Here is a 16059-nt window from a genome sequence, read left to right as displayed (position 1 = left end):
GAAGAGGTGATGTGCTGATGAAAACCAAAGTGGGTGTACTGGTTATGTCCTACGGGACACCGGAAAGTTTGGACCAAGTGGAAGCCTATTACACACATATTCGTCGTGGCAACGCTCCTTCCCCGGAGCAATTGAAAGAATTAAAGGATCGTTATGAAGCCATTGTGGGCGGTGTATTTCCGCTACGTCAAAATACGGATCGTCAGGTTCAAAATCTGCAAGAAACATTAAATCGGGAAAATCGTAATCCGGATATTGAATTTGTCTGCTATCAGGGACTCAAACATGCCAAGCCGTTCATCGAGGATGGCGTGGAGGCTATGGTGCAAGACGGTATCCGTAAAGCGGTAGGTGTCGTGCTGGCTCCGCATTATTCCGTGATGAGTGTAGGCACTTATATTAAGCGCGCACAGGCCAAGGCACAGGAACTGGATCTGGCTATATCGTTTGTGGAAAGCTATCATCTTCATCCAAAGCTGATCAAGACGTTGACCGAGCGTGTAAATGCAAAGCTGGCGCTTTTCGAAGAAGCAGGGGCGAATCGGGACGAGGTACGTGTATTGTTCAGTGCGCACAGCTTGCCTGAGCGGATTCTGGCGATGGGTGATCCTTATGTAGAGCAATTGATGGCTACTTCGCAAGCTGTTGCGGACAAGGCAGGAATCACCAACTGGCAGTTTACGTGGCAAAGCGCAGGCCGCACAGCAGAGCCTTGGCTCGGTCCTGACATCCTGGATACCATGCACAGTCTCAAGGAAGAGCAGGTTGAATATGTGCTGGCTGCGCCAGTCGGCTTCGTTTCAGATCATCTGGAGGTACTGTACGATCTGGATATTGAGGCACAGGCTTTGGCGAAGGAATTGGATATGCGTTTCCAGCGGATTGATTCGCTTAACAGTGATCCATTGTACATGGAGACGCTTAGCGATGTCATCATAGACCAATGGAAAAAGGGATGAGGACATAATGGAGCAAAAACTACGCAACATTGTGATTGTAGGCGGAGGATTGACCGGACTGAGCGCAGCTTTTTATACACGTAAAATGTACAAAGAAGCAGGCTACACACCACGAATAACGCTGGTGGAAAAGGCCCCAGTGTTGGGCGGGAAAATCGAAACGTTGCATAAAGACGGATTTGTAATTGAAAAAGGGCCGGATTCCTTTCTAGCCCGTAAAACGGCTATGATCGAGCTGGCACAAGAGCTGGATCTGGATCATGAGCTGGTAAGCACGAATCCTGAGGCGAAAAAAACATACATTTTGCATGAAGGTCAGCTCCATCCGATGCCCCCCGGTCTGGTACTGGGGATTCCGACGGAGCTGAAACCTTTTCTGCGAAGCGGGCTCATCTCGTTGGGCGGCAAGCTGCGGGCCATGATGGATTTTGTTATTCCGCCTCGTCGCATACCCGGTGATGAAGCCTTGGGTGATTTTATCGAACGCCGACTGGGCAAAGAAGTGCTGGAAAATGTAACCGAGCCGCTGCTGGCTGGCATATATGCTGCCAATATGAAGACGCTGAGCTTGCAGGCGACCTTCCCGCAATTTGCTGAAGTAGAGCAGCAATATGGAAGCCTCATTCACGGGATGATGACCGGAAGAAAGCCAGCCGAGACGCATACAGGCACGAAAAAAAGTGCTTTCCTGACCTTCCGTCAAGGACTGCAAAGTTTGGTACATGCGTTACTAAATGACTTGCATGACTGTGATTTGCGTACAGGCGTTGCTGTTACAGAATTCACAAAGACAGCAGGCGGTGAAGGCAGTGTCTACCATGTTGTATTGGATAATGGGGAGACGTTGGATGCGGACGATCTATTTATCACGACTCCGAATTTTGCTGCAGCGCCGCTGTTGCGAGGACATGTGAATGTGGCGGCACTGGAAGCCGTTAATTATGTGTCCGTGGCGAATGTGGTCATGGCCTTTAATAAAAAAGACATCGAGAATGTCTTTGATGGTTCCGGTTTTCTGGTACCCCGTAAAGAGGGACGCAGTGTGACGGCATGTACGTGGACGTCCGCCAAGTGGTTGCATACCAGTCCGGACGATAAAGTACTGTTGCGCTGCTACGTGGGGCGTGCTGGAGCCGAAGAAACGGTAGAGCTACCCGATGATGAACTGACTGCGCTGGTACGTAAGGATTTGCAGGACATGATGGGGGTTACGGCGACTCCGCTATTTACGGAAATTACCCGTCTTCGCCACTCTATGCCGCAATATCCGGTAGGACACCCTCAGGCTATCGCCGATCTGCGAGAAGAACTGCGTACAACGATGCCGGGAGTGTATGTTTTGGGTGCTGGCTATGATGCCATCGGGTTGCCGGATTGTATCCGCCAAGCCAAGGAATGGGCCTCTGTCGCCGTCCAAGCTGCGGAACGGGAAGCGGTCAAGGTACAGGCATAATTATAAATGGTTGGAGCACTTGAATAACGAACCCTTCGCTATCCCAAGCGAGGGGTTCTATTTATACCGAAATTTGATATATAATGGAGAAGGTGTTAAAATCGCCGGATCATTCAAGAATGTAATGCATATGCAACAGCATAGAAGGAGTGAAGAATGTACCCTCCCAGATCACAGAAAAATGAAGGTCGAAAGAAAGCAAGGAAGCGAAAATAGGCAAGGCTTGGATCATCACGAATCTGGTCCTGCTGCTTATGATCGTAGGTCTTTTCGGATATTATTACATATTTGAACATGGGAAGAGTCGCTCTCTTGCGGAAAACGCCGGACTATTACAACAGGAGAACAAGAGCAAAACGGATTCAGCGGGTGGAGGACAGTCTTCTAGCCCGGTAAGAGAGAACGTTACAGCCGTTTCAAATGAACAACCGGACGACAGCTCCAATGGAGATGAGCACGCTGCTGACGATAAGACAGAGCAACCTTCTGATACTGATACTGCTACAGTTACAGACAGCCGCCCCGCGACCTCATCTGACACAAATGCTGCTGAAGGCAAATCGTCAGAATCAGGATCATCTTCGGAGAAAGACGGGCAATCACCGGACAGCTCTTCAAATAAGGATGCATCGGACAGTGGGAAATCTACTGACCCCAACGAATCGGAGCAGGTGAGGAAAGCCGCATCGGATGGAACAGCTTCACCGACAGTCACGCTTCATTTTGTAGGGGATGTGCAGTTTTCTGGTAAGGTTGAGCAGCGGTTGGAAAAGAACGGATTTGATTTTCCATATCAATATCTCGGAAATCTGTTTCGCAAGGACGATCTGACGATAGCCAATCTGGAAACGCCGGTTACAACCGCGGGCGTGGGTGCGCTGAATAAAACGTATGTGTATAAGTCTTCTCCCAAGGCGTTGACTGCGTTGGCTGCGGCAGGGATAGATGCTGTAAATTTGGCCAACAATCATATTTTGGATCAGGGCACAGACGGTTTACTGGATACGCTGAAATATTTGAAGGAAAACGATATAGCGTATACCGGAGCCGGGCGTAATGCAAAAGAAGCGTATGCTCCGCACTATTTTGAGCGTAAAGGTATTAAAATTGCATTGCTGGGCGCTACACGGGTTATGCCCGAGGCCAACTGGAATGCAGGCGCCAAACAGCCCGGTGTTGCAGAAGCCTACGATTCGACCGCGATTGTGAAGTCGATTCGCGAAGCGCGCAAGCAGGCTGATTTGGTCATTGTCATTGCGCATTGGGGCAAGGAGCGCGCTACTGCACTGGAGCCTCATCAAACCGAGCTATCGCACGCTTTTATTGATGCAGGGGCAGATCTCGTAATCGGAGGTCACCCGCACGTACTACAGGGCATGGAGCAGTATAAAGGCAAATGGATTGCATACAGCACAGGGAATTTTATTTTTTCTAAATCTACAGTACCAGCCACCTGGGATACAGCGATATTTCAGGCAACTTGTACCCGGGCTGGGGCTTGCAGCATGAAGCTGACCCCTTTTCGGGCGGAGCTGGGTCAACCAGTTCCAATGAAGGATGCGGAGGCCAGCAAAATTTTGCAAGGAGTAGTGGCGATGTCACCGGCTAATGTTTCTGTAGGCGCAGACGGTACAGTAACCGCCCGATAGTTGTCGAAGGAAATCTTTTACACGAGGCTGGTCTGTATTGAGGCTACCACTTGTGGATGGAGGTCTTAACCGGAATGGACAATTTGTGCGTGGCTCACCGCGGTTTTTCAGGAATTGCTCCCGAGAACACGTTGGCGGCTTTTAAGCTTGCAATAGATCAGCCGTTTGTGCGCTGGATTGAGCTGGATGTACAACTGTCGAAGGATGGCGTTCCGGTGGTCATTCATGATTTCACGCTGGAGCGCACGACTAACGGCACAGGTCGGGTGAAGGATACAGACTGGAAAGAGCTGAAACGTCTGGATGCAGGTGGCTGGAAAAGCACGGAATATCAAGGTGAAAGCATTCCTGCTCTCGCACAAGTGCTGGATCTGTGTCGTGGCCGCGTATCGCTCAATATTGAGCTAAAAACCGCAGGAGATATGTATCCAGGGCTGGAGAAGGCCGTACTCCGTGAAATTGTGGCGCGAGATATGGAGAATGAGGTGGTATTGACCTCTTTTGAGCGTTCGGCTTTACGTCGGGCCAAAGAACTGGCGCCAGGTATCCGTACCGGGCTAATTATCGATGCTCGTCCGGACGATCTGGCAAAGCAGTTGGAAGGGCTGCAATGCTCTTTTCTATCCATGGGCTACCCGCGTTTGGATCGAAAGCTGATGAAAGACTTGACCGGACACGGTATCACTGTCATGGCATGGACGGTGGATGACCGTAGCATGATGCGGAGATTGGCCTCGTTACATCCTGAATTGATGATTTGTACCAATTGGCCGGATCGCTGGGAGCAGGTTTTTTTGCATTCCAAGCACCGGATGTGGCACTATATACGTAATCTATTTATTAAATAATGGGACTACATACGCGGGAAGGGTGACTGGTCGTAATGAACGTGGAAATTCGTAATGTTTACTGTGTCGGGCGCAATTATAAGCTGCACGCCGAGGAACTGGGAAATGAGGTTCCCACAGAGCCGATGATTTTTTTAAAGCCTTCTCATGCGGTAGTACCGCTGGATGGAGCAACACTGGAGCTTCCTAAAGATCAAGGAGACATTCATTACGAGACTGAGCTGGTTGTGGCTGTGGGTCGTAATTACGAACCGGGTATGTCTGCGGAAGCGATTCTGAATGCTTTTGCCTTCGGAATTGATTTTACCCTGCGTGATGTACAAAGCGTTCTTAAGAAAAAGGGTCATCCATGGACGGCGGCTAAAGGGTTCAAATTTTCTGCTCCCGTTACACCGTTCTTGCCTTTAGAGAAACTGGACACGCTGGAGCAGCAGGATTTTTCATTGCTCAAAAATGGACAGGAAGTACAGCGCGGCCATATCAAGGATATGATTTTTTCCATCCAGCATATCATTGATTACATAGGGAGTCATTATGGACTGGATGAGGGCGATATTATTTTCACAGGCACTCCGGCAGGTGTAGGGCCAACCACGAGTGGAGATCGTTTCGAGCTATTTTGGGGAACTGACCGTCAAGGAAGCTGCACAATCGGTTAAGCTGATGCGTGGATAGTATGAATGAAGATGATTAAAAAGGGAGTTCTTTTGGTAGTTGGGCAGTATGGAGTGATTCTCGTACGCAAGAATGTAAGGGCCGTGTCCTGTGCCATAGCATGGGACGCGGCTTTTATATAAGTGTAGAGCGTTGTACAATAATATACGAACTGAAAAATGAAAAACGAGAGATTCATTTCAAAGTGGGGGTATATCATGGATTGGATCATCGGATTGCTTGGCGCTGCTATAGTGGCGGGGGCTGCTTTTTATAAAAAATCCTTAACCTTATCGGGCTTTGCGGCAGCTGTGCTGATGGGAACCGTGTATTATGGTGCAGGTAACCTGTTTTGGTTTGGGACCTTGCTCCTGTTCTTCATCACATCAACCTTGCTGTCGAGGTTCAAAAAGGAGCGCAAGGCAGAACTTGAAAAATCGTATGCCAAAACCGGAAACCGGGATGCAGGACAGGTATGGGCCAACGGGGGATTAGGTATGCTGCTGTGCCTGGGATATGCGATCTGGCCTCATGTTGCCTGGCAGTTGACTTTTGTTGGCGTCATGGCTACGGTCACGTCGGATACGTGGGCAACGGAATTTGGCAGCCTGAGCCGCAAGCCGCCTCGCTCGATACTGAATGGCAAGGTGCTGGCACCCGGAACCTCGGGAGGTGTATCTTCTCTGGGGACGGCTGCGGCTTTGGCTGGGGGCGTGCTGATTGGAACAGGGGCATGGGTCTTTGGATACGCCGCAGGAATGCCGGGCCTGCCACTATGGCTGTGGGCACTGATCGGAGGAATATCTGGCAGCGCGGGGGCTTTTGCCGATTCCTATCTGGGTGCTACGGTGCAAATGATGCGGTTCTGCACGGTTTGTGATCGGGAAGTAGAGGTGGACTCGCATTGTGGACAACCGACGGTTGATGTGCGGGGATGGCGCTGGATGAGCAATGATCGAGTGAACAGCATTAGCTCCATTTTCGGGGGCTGGTCGCTCTGGCAGGAATTCTGTTTATCCTTTAATACAGGGAGGTGCGAAGATGGGCGGTATACATGGAGATAAATATGAAGCTATTTTGGACGCCGCTTATACAATCTTCGGCACCAAAGGCTTTTATGAAAGCAAGATTTCCGAGATTGCAGAACAGGCGGGTGTTGCCAAAGGCACGGTATATTTGTACTTCAAAAGCAAAGAACAGCTTTTTACAGCGGTTACGCGCAGAGATTGCGAGCAATACCTGGCCGAAATGCAGGGCGTACTGGCTAACCGCGCTTTGGGAGAGGGACTGTTGCGAATGGCAAAACTGCACTTACATTACTACTACAAGCGCAAGCAGCATACCAAGTTGTTTTTTATGACCCCGAACAATGACCCTGATTTAATGGAGTTTATGCGCGGATTTATTCAGGATTATACCGATATGGTCAAAAACAAACTGGCTTTGGAGGGTGTGCAGCAGCCTGAGCTTCATGCGAAGGCTTTCATTGGCATGATGGAGCGCCTCAAAATAGACATTTTACTGGAAAAAGATTTCCGTGAATGCGATGTGGATCAGACGGCTGAATTTGCGACTAACTTGTTTATGTACGGCTGTGAAGCCGGGAGCGGGATACGCAGACTGTGATATTGTAAAGCTAGAAACCGTACTGACCTCGTTCAGATCACGGTTTTTTTAATCATTTGGTGTGACTGTGTTAAAATAAACAAGATGCATCACAAAATAGGGGAAGAGTAGGGAATCCGTATGAATATTATGACCATTGAACATATAACGAAAAGCTATGGCGAAAAAATGTTGTTTGAGGATGCTTCCTTTGGCATGGATGAACGTGAAAAAATAGGGGTCGTTGGTGTGAATGGCACTGGTAAATCAACGTTTTTACGCGTGATTTCCGGCTTAGAGCCACCGGATGATGGCAATATTGCGGTCAACAACGGTGTACGCATTCAATATTTGGCGCAAAATCCGGAGTTTGACCCCGAGGTGAAGGTACTCCAACATATTTTCTACGGCAACCAGCCGGAAATGAAGGCGGTGCGCGAATATACGGAAACGATGGAGATGCTGGAGCTGAATCCGGGCAGTGAGGAGCTTCAAAACCGCCTGTTGCGGGCAAGCCAGCAAATGGATACGCTCCAGGCATGGCAGTTGGAGAGTGAGGCCAAAAACATACTGACCCGGCTGGGTATCACGCAGTTTGAGGCACGTATGGGAGTGCTCTCTGGTGGACAGCGTAAACGTGTTGCTTTGGCAGCAGCTTTGATCCAGCCCTGTGAGCTACTCATTCTGGATGAGCCTACCAACCATATTGATAATGAGTCGGTTGAATGGCTGGAGCAGTATTTGCAGAAAAGACGCGGCGCGTTGCTGATGATTACGCATGATCGCTATTTTCTGGATAGAGTGGCAACTGTCATGCTAGAGCTGGATCATGGTCGACTTTTCCGCTATGAGGCCAACTATACCCGTTTTCTGGAGCTAAAGGCAGAACGCGAGGAACGGGAATCATCTTCGGAGCAAAAGCGGCAAAACCTGTTGCGCAATGAACTAGCATGGATTCGCCGGGGGGCAAAGGCCCGTTCGACCAAGCAAAAAGCGCGTATTGAACGATTTGAACAGCTTAAGGATCAGCAGCCGGAAGCTCGTTCCGGGTCTGTAGACATGTCGGTTGCCTCCACGCGTCTCGGTAAGAAAATACTGGAGCTGGATCACCTGTCCAAATCGGTAGGTTCCCGTAAGCTGATTCAGGATTTGAGCTATATCGCTGTGCCCGGTGACCGGGTTGGGATTGTGGGTCCCAATGGTAGCGGAAAATCGACTCTGCTCCAAATGATTGCACAGCGCGTAGAACCGGATTCAGGCAGTGTGATCGTGGGACCGACCGTGAAGCTCGGTTATTTTACCCAGGAACATCAGGAAATGAACGAATCGCTGCGTGTCATCGAATACATTAAGGAAGAAGCCGAAGTGATCCGGACAGCAGATGGTTCGGCTATTACAGCCGCGCAAATGCTGGAGCGTTTTCTGTTTGCGCCAAGCGCGCAATGGACGGTCATTTCCCGGTTGTCAGGGGGCGAGAAACGGCGCTTGTACCTGCTGCGTGTGCTGATGTCCGCACCAAATGTATTGTTACTGGATGAACCGACGAATGATCTGGATATTCAGACTCTTTCCGTGCTGGAGGACTATCTGGATGAATTTCCGGGTGTTGTTTTTATCGTTTCCCATGACCGGTATTTCCTGGACCGCACGATAGATAAGGTACTGGCATTCGAAGGAGAAGGACAGGTACGTGTGCATGTGGGCGATTATAGCGAGTATGCAGAATGGATCAGTAAAAATGCTCCATCCGCTGCGAATTCGTCTGTCTCGGCGGGTACTTCTTCTGCTCAGTCTTCCACGTCTAAGTCTGCGGATGCTTCGGATTCAGTCAAGGAGACCACCAAAACCAAGCTTAAATTCACCTTTAAGGAACAGCGGGAATATGAGCAAATTGACGAATTGATCGAACAGGCTGAGGAGAAGTTGGCTAGCATCCAGCGACAGATGGAAGAGTCTTTCAATGATTCCGTACGACTACAGGAGCTTATGGCTGAGCAAACGAAGGCCGAACAGCATTTGGAGCATCAAATGGAGCGCTGGACCTATCTGAACGAGCTGGCCGAGCAAATTGAACAAAGCAAATCTTAAAATACGAAACAAGTATATTGCGTGAATCGTTTTTCCGTCGTTACTTAAAAAAGCAAGTCTCTGTAAGCACTGGAGACTTGCTTTTTTGTGTTTATTCCAGTACATCGGTCGTGGAAATAACTCATGTCCTGACTTGGAAACTCGAAGCTACCTAACATTATGCAAATGTATGAATTTATTAATATGTTTTTCATATTATTAAGAAGTTTATTATATATTTCTAATATTAAAACTTGCTTGCTATAATCAAATTTATATAGAAAGGAGGAATTCAAAATGGAATATCGTAAACTTGGAAAAAGCGGTTTGGGGGTAAGCGAGATAGCATTGGGAAACTGGATAACCCATGGTGCACAAGTGGATGACACCACAGCGAAAGCATGTGTCCATGCTGCATTAGATTCAGGAATCACTACGTTTGATACTGCTGATGTTTATTCAGAAACGATGGCGGAAACGGTTTTAGGTCATTCTTTAAAGGGAATACGACGTGAAAGTATTGAACTATGCACAAAGGTTTTTCATCCAACAGGTACCGGACAGAATGATAAAGGGCTATCCCGCAAGCATATTATGGAGGCCTGCCATGCTTCCCTTCGACGCTTGCAGACGGATTATATTGATGTTTATTATGCACATCGTTTTGATCCAACCGTATCACTTGAAGAGACATTTTTGGCATTATCCGATTTGGTTCGTCAGGGGAAGGTTTTGTATGTAGGGGTGAGCGAGTGGACAGCAGATCAGATAAAGCAAGGAGCGGATTTAGCGAGAGAGCTAAAGGTCCCCTTCGTGGCAAGTCAACCCCAATATTCCATGCTATGGCGTGTCATTGAAGCTGAAGTGATTCCCGCTTGTGAGCAGGAAGGAATTGGACAGGTCGTTTGGTCACCTCTGGCACAGGGTATTCTTTCAGGCAAATATGCAATAGACAAGCCGCTTCCTGAGGGTTCACGTGCTTCTACGGCAGCAGGTTCACCATTTTTCGAACGCTTGGCCGGACAATGGTTACGTAAAGAGGTCCTTCAGGCAGTGGAGCAGATTCGGCCGATTGCACAGGAATATGGTTTAACGCTACCACAGCTTGCAGTAGCATGGGTTTTACAAAACCCGCAAGTGTCCTCAGCTATTATCGGTGCTTCCAAGCCAGATCAGGTTAAGGAGAACGTAAAAGCTGCGGGTGTTCGTCTGGATGGAGAGGTTATGAGACAAATGGATAGTATTTTAAACGGTGTTGTTGAACGTGATCCGAGTAAAACAGGTTAAGACTACGCGCTGACGGTAGTTTACATGTCTAATTACTATTACACGCTGTTTCTTCAACCACCTCCAGAAAATGAGTCAGAACAGCGTCATTCGCATCTGTTTTCCATGCAGCGTAAAGCGGGATGGACGGAGAATCTTCGTGAAAAGAACGAAATACGACATCACTACGTTGGAAAACAGAAACGGAAGAGGGAACAATGGAGATGCCTATACCAGCAGCTACCAAATTAACGATTGTATACATTTGAACGGCTTCCTGTACGATTTGGGGCTGGAAGCCGTGTTGTCTGCAAAAGTCTAATATGAGATCATGAAAAGACGATCCCATATGAGGCGGAGACAGGATAAAAGATTCTTCCGCTAAAGAACGTAGAGACAAGGTTGGATGGTGGGCTAGCGGATGTGTTGCGGGAAGTACGGCGATGAGTGATTCGTTGGTGTAGAGCCGAGAGGTGATATGTATAGATGGATCTGCCCAGCGCATGAAGCCCACATGAACTTTGCCATCGTGTATGGCTTTCAGTTGTTGGGCAGATGTCATTTCAAACAACGTAAGCTTCACGTCTGGAAAATGCTCCCGAAATTTCTTTAAGGCGTTAACCATCAGACTGCCAGATGCCGAATCTACAAAAGCGATGGATAAATGTCCGAATTTCCCCTGACTTGCAAGCTGTGTCATCTTAATGGATTTTTCCAATTGAGAAACCATGTTTCTGGATTCTTCTAAAAAGATCGCTCCTGCTGACGTAAGTCGAACTTGCCTTTTGGTTCGTTCCAAAAGTTTCACGCCAAGCTCTTCCTCAAGGCTTTGGATTTGTTGGCTCAAGGGAGGCTGGGTGATATTCAGTTTTTTTGCAGCACGATTAAAATGTAGTTCTTCCGCCACTGCGATAAAGTAACGTAGTTTTTTCAGATCCATAGCTGTGATTTCCTTTCGCTAAGCCACACCGACCTATTCTCCAGTGGAACAGGCCGGTCGTCATCATTCGGATTAAACCGTCACATAAGCGGCAAGCAGACGGGCAGTGTTCACTACAGCCTGCTTGTGCGTACGCTCCATCGCATGGGAGGCGTGTACGCCAGGGCCGATCAGCGCAGCGCGGATATTGTTGCCTGCTTTCAGCGCGGCCGAAGCGTCCGAACCATAGTGCGGATAAATATCAACCACATACGGGATATTCAGCTCCTTGACCAGCTCAATCAGGCGAGTCGTCATGTCATAATCATAAGGCCCGGAAGAATCCTTGGCACAAATGGATACATCCGTCTCCTTGCAACTCAGATCCTCGCCTATGCAGCCCATATCGACGGCAATCATCTCGCTGACACCCTCGGGGATGTAAGCAGCCCCGTGACCGACTTCCTCATAGTTGGAAATGATCAGCTTAACGGTATGACGGGGCTTCCAGTCTTCGCGTACAGCGGATTCCAGTAAACCAAACAGTGCAGCCACGCTGGCTTTATCATCCAGATGACGTGACTTGATAAAGCCGCTGGGTGTCACGACCGGACGGGCGTCGAACGAAATAAAATCCCCTACCGCAATGCCGAGCTGGAGCACGTCTTCTTTAGATTCGACAAGCTCGTCGATCCGCACCTCCATATGACTTTCCTTGCGTTCAAAGCTACGTGCATCATCATAGACATGCACAGACGGATGGCTCGACAGAATCGTGCCTGTATATGTTTGTCCGCTTCTGGTATGAATCAGGCAGTATTCGTTCTCGATGCTGTTCATCATAAAACCACCGACAGATGTCAGCCGCAAGGTACCGTGACTGGTTATTGAGCGTATCATCGCACCCAATGTATCCACATGCGCGCTCAGCGCAACTGTACGGTCTGTTTGCTGGCCCTCCAGGGTCAAGATGGCACCGCCCTTGGCGTTCCATTCTAAGGGCACCCCAAGGCTTGCGGCTTCCTTACGGATCAGTTCCATCACATGATGTGTGTAGCCGCTGGGACTGGGGGTGTTCAATAGTTGATTCAGAAAGGTCATGATATAATTTTCGTTCAGATGAATCGTCATGTTGTTGCTCCTCCTCATTTGGACAACCGGTCAAGGTCAGAGGATATTTGCTCTGTATCCTTGTCAGATGTAGACACCGCACTGGACGAACCAGACGTGTTATAGACGGTATCCGCATATGCTTCCACAGCGGGTGTGTGCTCTTCTTGCAGTGTATGAAGCTGGGTGGTCAGACGTTTGATCTCTCTCTGAAGCTTATATTGACGGAAAATACCGAAGGAACCGACGATAAGCCCTCCAAGAAGAGTGCAGCCGAGAATAAGCAAAATCAAAGGGACATTGACCGTACGAAATAGAAGATTTACTTGGACCGATTTCACGTTAATGACAGCGAATACAGCCGTTAACAAAGCGATAACAAGAGCTGCAATCAAAGACCATTGTGTTTTCAAAATGCCACCTCCTTCCGCTACATTATAAAATCCCTTGCCCGTCATGGACAAGGGATTTATCCTTGCATTGTTTTAATGCTGGATTCTAATCGTGTATGGTTTTACTTTCCGGCGGTCAGCTTTTCCATTTCCGTAATAACTTCCTCGAATACGCTCATCGCTTCGCGGATCGGTTGCGGAGAGGACATATCCACGCCAGCCTTCTTCAAAATATTAATCGAATAATCGCTACCGCCGCTCTTCAGGAATCCTAAATAACGGTCAACGGCTGGTTGGCCTTCTTCCAGAATCTGTTTCGAGAAGCTGGTTGCCGCAGAGAAGCCGGTAGCATATTTGTAGACATAAAAGCTGTTATAAAAATGGGGGATACGGGCCCATTCCATTTCAATGTCTTTGTCTACTTTCATGCCAGGGCCGTGATATTTCACATTCAGATCATAATAAATCTCTGATAGAAGCTGCGGTGTAAGGGATTCTCCCTGTTCTGCGCGCTCATGTACGATTTTCTCAAACTCCGCAAACATCGTTTGACGGAATACCGTCGTACGGAATTGGTCCGCATAGTAGGTGAGAAGGTACATTTTCTCTTTTGGATCGGTGGACTTTTTCAGCAAGTAGTCCATCAGCAACGCTTCATTGGTTGTAGATGCTACTTCAGCCAGGAAAATAGTGTACTGGGCATCCCGATATTTCAACGCATTATCCGAGTAATACGAATGCAGCGCGTGTCCCATCTCATGAGCGAGCGTAAACATGCTGTTCAGGTTATCTTTATGGTTCAGCAGCACATAAGGATGAGTACCGTAAGCACCCCAGCTATATGCGCCTGTACGTTTATTTTCATTTTCGTACACATCAATCCAGCGATCATCGTAGCCTTTTTGCAACGAAGCCAGATAGTCCTTGCCCAGCGGCTTTAGACCTTCCTTCGTTTGCTTTTTAGCATCTTCATACGAAATGTCAAGCTTGTATTCGTCCACAAGCGGAGCGAACAGGTCATACATATGAAGCTCATCCACGCCCAGCAGCTTTTTGCGCAACTTGATATAACGGTGCAGCAAAGGTAAGCTCTCGTGAATGGTATCAATCAGATTGGAGTACACTTCCTTCGGAATATTGTCACCGTATAACGACATTTCTAATACGGAAGGGTATTTGCGAACACGGGAATAAAAAACATTTTTGTTCACATTGGCACTTAATGTGGAAGCAATCGTGTTTTTATTCTTGGCATAAGTGTCGTACACCGCTTTAAAAGCACGCTCACGTACTTCCCGGTGCGGACTTTCTAGGAATTGAATATAGCTGCCATGCGTCAGTTCAACCTCTTTGCCGTTCTCGTCCTTTATCTTTGGAAATTTCAGATCCGCATTGTTCAGCATACCGAAAATAGTTTGCGGCGCTTGAGCCAGGTTACCCACCTGAGCCAGCAGGGCTTCTTCCGATTTACCCAGAATATGCGCTTTCTCCCGTTTCATTTCCTGAAGTGTAAAGCGATAATCTGCCAGCTTCGGATCTTTAATCAATGCATCGAGCTGATTGTCGGGCAGCGCCAAAATTTCAGGTGTCACGAAAGACAGGGATTCACTGACCTCAACGCCTAATTTTTTGGCTTTTTGCGAAAGGCCCTGATATGTAGGTTCAGCCGTATCCTCGTCATGATGCAGATGGGCGTACACATATACGCGCTCGGTTTTAAGCGATAGTTCATCTTCCAGCTTAAAGCAGTTGACAATTGCTTCCGCTGAATTCAGCTTGCCTTGGAATTGTGTAGCTTTTTTGGCTAGTTGTTTGACTTCTTCGTACTCTTGATCCCATGCTTTGCGGTCTGGAAACAGGTCTTCAAGCTTCCAGGTATTTTCCACAGATGCGTCTGCGCGTTTTACGATTTCACTCATGGAGAGCCTCCTCTGATCGAACGAAATGTGGGGTGGGGCTGCTGCGGTACGGGGCGGCTGCCAAAACGAAGAAACCGCCACGCTGACCGTGAGCAGCAGAGCAAGAGGTTTTGTGGCATGCATGTAACGGCATATCCTCCTTATACCATGGCTTGTTATGCCATAGTATGACCTCCTGCGCCCAAAAGTATAATTTTCTTTACCTTGGGTCGGAACCTATATTTAATAAGCTGTATACAATAAGATAAAAGGCAAAGCAAACCATGATAACGGCAGTGAGGGCCATCCACTTTTTGAGAGGAGCCGGTAACGTATCACGTTTCATGATCAGCACTCCGCCCAGCGTAAAAGCCAGAATAATGAAGATGAGAAAGCTATTGGATACCATGAATGCGCTATACCTGTTTGAAAGCGTTCATGATCTGCTGCCACTCTTCCTCGTTATCTTGAAAGGACTGCTTGGGAAACCGATTTTGAGCCCAATGCATCAGCGCTGGACGGCTCAAAAACGTGTGAGCTTCTTCGCCCCAGTCATCGGATATTTCCCGTAGAACGATGTAACGGCCCTGCACCTCGACAGTCATCATGTTCCAATTGTCTTTTTTGTATATTTCGTGTTTTTTCATCATTTGCATGTCTCCGATTTTAAAGATGTTTTGGTTCATGATACCGCAGTTTCCGCCGCAAAAGCAAATCATTCCAGCCTGTAAAAGCCCTCAAAACATCAATTGCATTGTGAAAAAGCATGAAGTATAATATGGATATTCGCCATAGATGGCGGTATTTTTAGGAGGTTGTTCACTTGAAAGGTACAGTAAAATGGTTTAACGCAGAAAAAGGTTATGGCTTCATCCAAATGGATGGTGGCGAGGACGTATTCGTACATTTCTCCGCAATCCAAGGCGACGGCTTTAAGACTTTGGAAGAAGGTCAAGCGGTTGAATTCGAAATCACTGAAGGTAACCGTGGACCCCAAGCAGCTAACGTAAATAAACTGTAAGTGTAACTGAATTGTAAGAATTGTTCCGTCATACGGATGTCTTATATATTACGGTTAAACGATGAATTGAGAGCGCAGTTCCTTATAATTTAAGGAACTGCGCTTTTTTGCGTAAAAAAGTTTATGATATGAGAAGGCTGAGCAGGAAAAGGGTATTATACCGTTATGGAAACGAAACATTGTCATTACTGTAGGAGTTGAGAAGATGAGCGCAGCAG

At 47.9% G+C, this 16059-nt stretch carries 14 protein-coding genes and 2 pseudogenes; 10 read left to right on the top strand and 6 right to left on the bottom strand.

All coding sequences use genetic code 11. The features are described from left to right. Positions 1–17: 17 nt before the first annotated feature. The 9 genes and pseudogenes from hemH (at position 18) to ASL14_RS02530 (ending at position 10522) form a co-directional block, all read left to right on the top strand. Positions 18–959 carry a ferrochelatase gene (gene hemH, locus ASL14_RS02570; protein WP_134910333.1) on the top strand — a complete coding sequence of 314 codons (942 nt, stop codon included), beginning with the start codon at positions 18–20 and terminating at the stop codon, positions 957–959. A 7-nt stretch (positions 960–966) separates the two neighbouring features. Continuing rightward, a complete protein-coding gene (gene hemG, locus ASL14_RS02565; protein ID WP_134910332.1) occupies positions 967–2412 on the top strand; it encodes a protoporphyrinogen oxidase in 1446 nt (481 codons plus the stop codon). A gap of 156 nt (positions 2413–2568) precedes the next feature. Then, positions 2569–4061 (top strand): annotated as a pseudogene (locus tag ASL14_RS02560) (CapA family protein). 74 nt (positions 4062–4135) lie between these two features. Further along, positions 4136–4909 carry a glycerophosphodiester phosphodiesterase gene (locus ASL14_RS02555; RefSeq protein WP_134910331.1) on the top strand — a complete coding sequence of 258 codons (774 nt, stop codon included), beginning with the start codon at positions 4136–4138 and terminating at the stop codon, positions 4907–4909. A 35-nt stretch (positions 4910–4944) separates the two neighbouring features. Further along, on the top strand, positions 4945–5568 hold the full coding sequence (locus ASL14_RS02550; protein WP_134910330.1) for a fumarylacetoacetate hydrolase family protein: 624 nt from the start codon (positions 4945–4947) through the stop codon (positions 5566–5568). Positions 5569–5781: 213 nt separating this feature from the next. Next, positions 5782–6587 (top strand): annotated as a pseudogene (locus ASL14_RS02545) (DUF92 domain-containing protein). A 17-nt stretch (positions 6588–6604) separates the two neighbouring features. Then, the gene (locus tag ASL14_RS02540) at positions 6605–7189 is read left to right on the top strand and encodes a TetR/AcrR family transcriptional regulator (protein ID WP_134910328.1); all 585 of its coding nucleotides are present in this window, start codon (positions 6605–6607) and stop codon (positions 7187–7189) included. A gap of 120 nt (positions 7190–7309) precedes the next feature. Beyond that, positions 7310–9256, top strand: a complete 1947-nt coding sequence (locus ASL14_RS02535; RefSeq protein ID WP_134910327.1) for an ABC-F family ATP-binding cassette domain-containing protein — start codon at positions 7310–7312, stop codon at positions 9254–9256. Between the two features lie 276 nt (positions 9257–9532). Beyond that, a complete protein-coding gene (locus ASL14_RS02530) occupies positions 9533–10522 on the top strand; it encodes an aldo/keto reductase family protein (protein WP_134910326.1) in 990 nt (329 codons plus the stop codon). A gap of 28 nt (positions 10523–10550) precedes the next feature. Here ASL14_RS02530 and ASL14_RS02525 read toward each other — a convergent pair whose 3' ends face one another. From ASL14_RS02525 to ASL14_RS02500, 6 genes are all read right to left on the bottom strand, one after another. Beyond that, positions 10551–11441, bottom strand: coding sequence for a LysR substrate-binding domain-containing protein (locus tag ASL14_RS02525; RefSeq protein WP_134910325.1), 891 nt, complete (start codon positions 11439–11441; stop codon positions 10551–10553). 72 nt (positions 11442–11513) lie between these two features. Continuing rightward, the gene (locus tag ASL14_RS02520; RefSeq protein ID WP_134910324.1) at positions 11514–12551 is read right to left on the bottom strand and encodes a M42 family metallopeptidase; all 1038 of its coding nucleotides are present in this window, start codon (positions 12549–12551) and stop codon (positions 11514–11516) included. Positions 12552–12565: 14 nt separating this feature from the next. Then, a complete protein-coding gene (locus ASL14_RS02515) occupies positions 12566–12988 on the bottom strand; it encodes a LapA family protein (RefSeq protein WP_134910323.1) in 423 nt (140 codons plus the stop codon). 56 nt (positions 12989–13044) lie between these two features. Continuing rightward, positions 13045–14841: an oligoendopeptidase F gene (gene pepF, locus ASL14_RS02510; RefSeq protein ID WP_134914352.1), complete on the bottom strand. Its 1797-nt coding sequence runs from the start codon at positions 14839–14841 to the stop codon at positions 13045–13047. 199 nt (positions 14842–15040) lie between these two features. Next, a complete protein-coding gene (locus ASL14_RS27670; protein ID WP_025686450.1) occupies positions 15041–15229 on the bottom strand; it encodes a hypothetical protein in 189 nt (62 codons plus the stop codon). A 7-nt stretch (positions 15230–15236) separates the two neighbouring features. Then, positions 15237–15470, bottom strand: coding sequence for a hypothetical protein (locus ASL14_RS02500; RefSeq protein ID WP_044646374.1), 234 nt, complete (start codon positions 15468–15470; stop codon positions 15237–15239). Positions 15471–15643: 173 nt separating this feature from the next. On the opposite strand from ASL14_RS02500, the gene ASL14_RS02495 reads away from it, so the two are divergent. Further along, positions 15644–15841 carry a cold shock domain-containing protein gene (locus tag ASL14_RS02495; protein ID WP_044646337.1) on the top strand — a complete coding sequence of 66 codons (198 nt, stop codon included), beginning with the start codon at positions 15644–15646 and terminating at the stop codon, positions 15839–15841. The last annotated feature ends 218 nt before the right edge of the window (positions 15842–16059 follow it).

Origin of the sequence: Paenibacillus sp. IHB B 3084, from assembly GCF_001447315.1 — a bacterium.
Lineage (GTDB): Bacteria > Bacillota > Bacilli > Paenibacillales > Paenibacillaceae > Paenibacillus.
The sequence above is the reverse complement of the archived record's forward strand: the minus strand, read 5'-3'. Positions and strand labels throughout refer to the sequence as shown.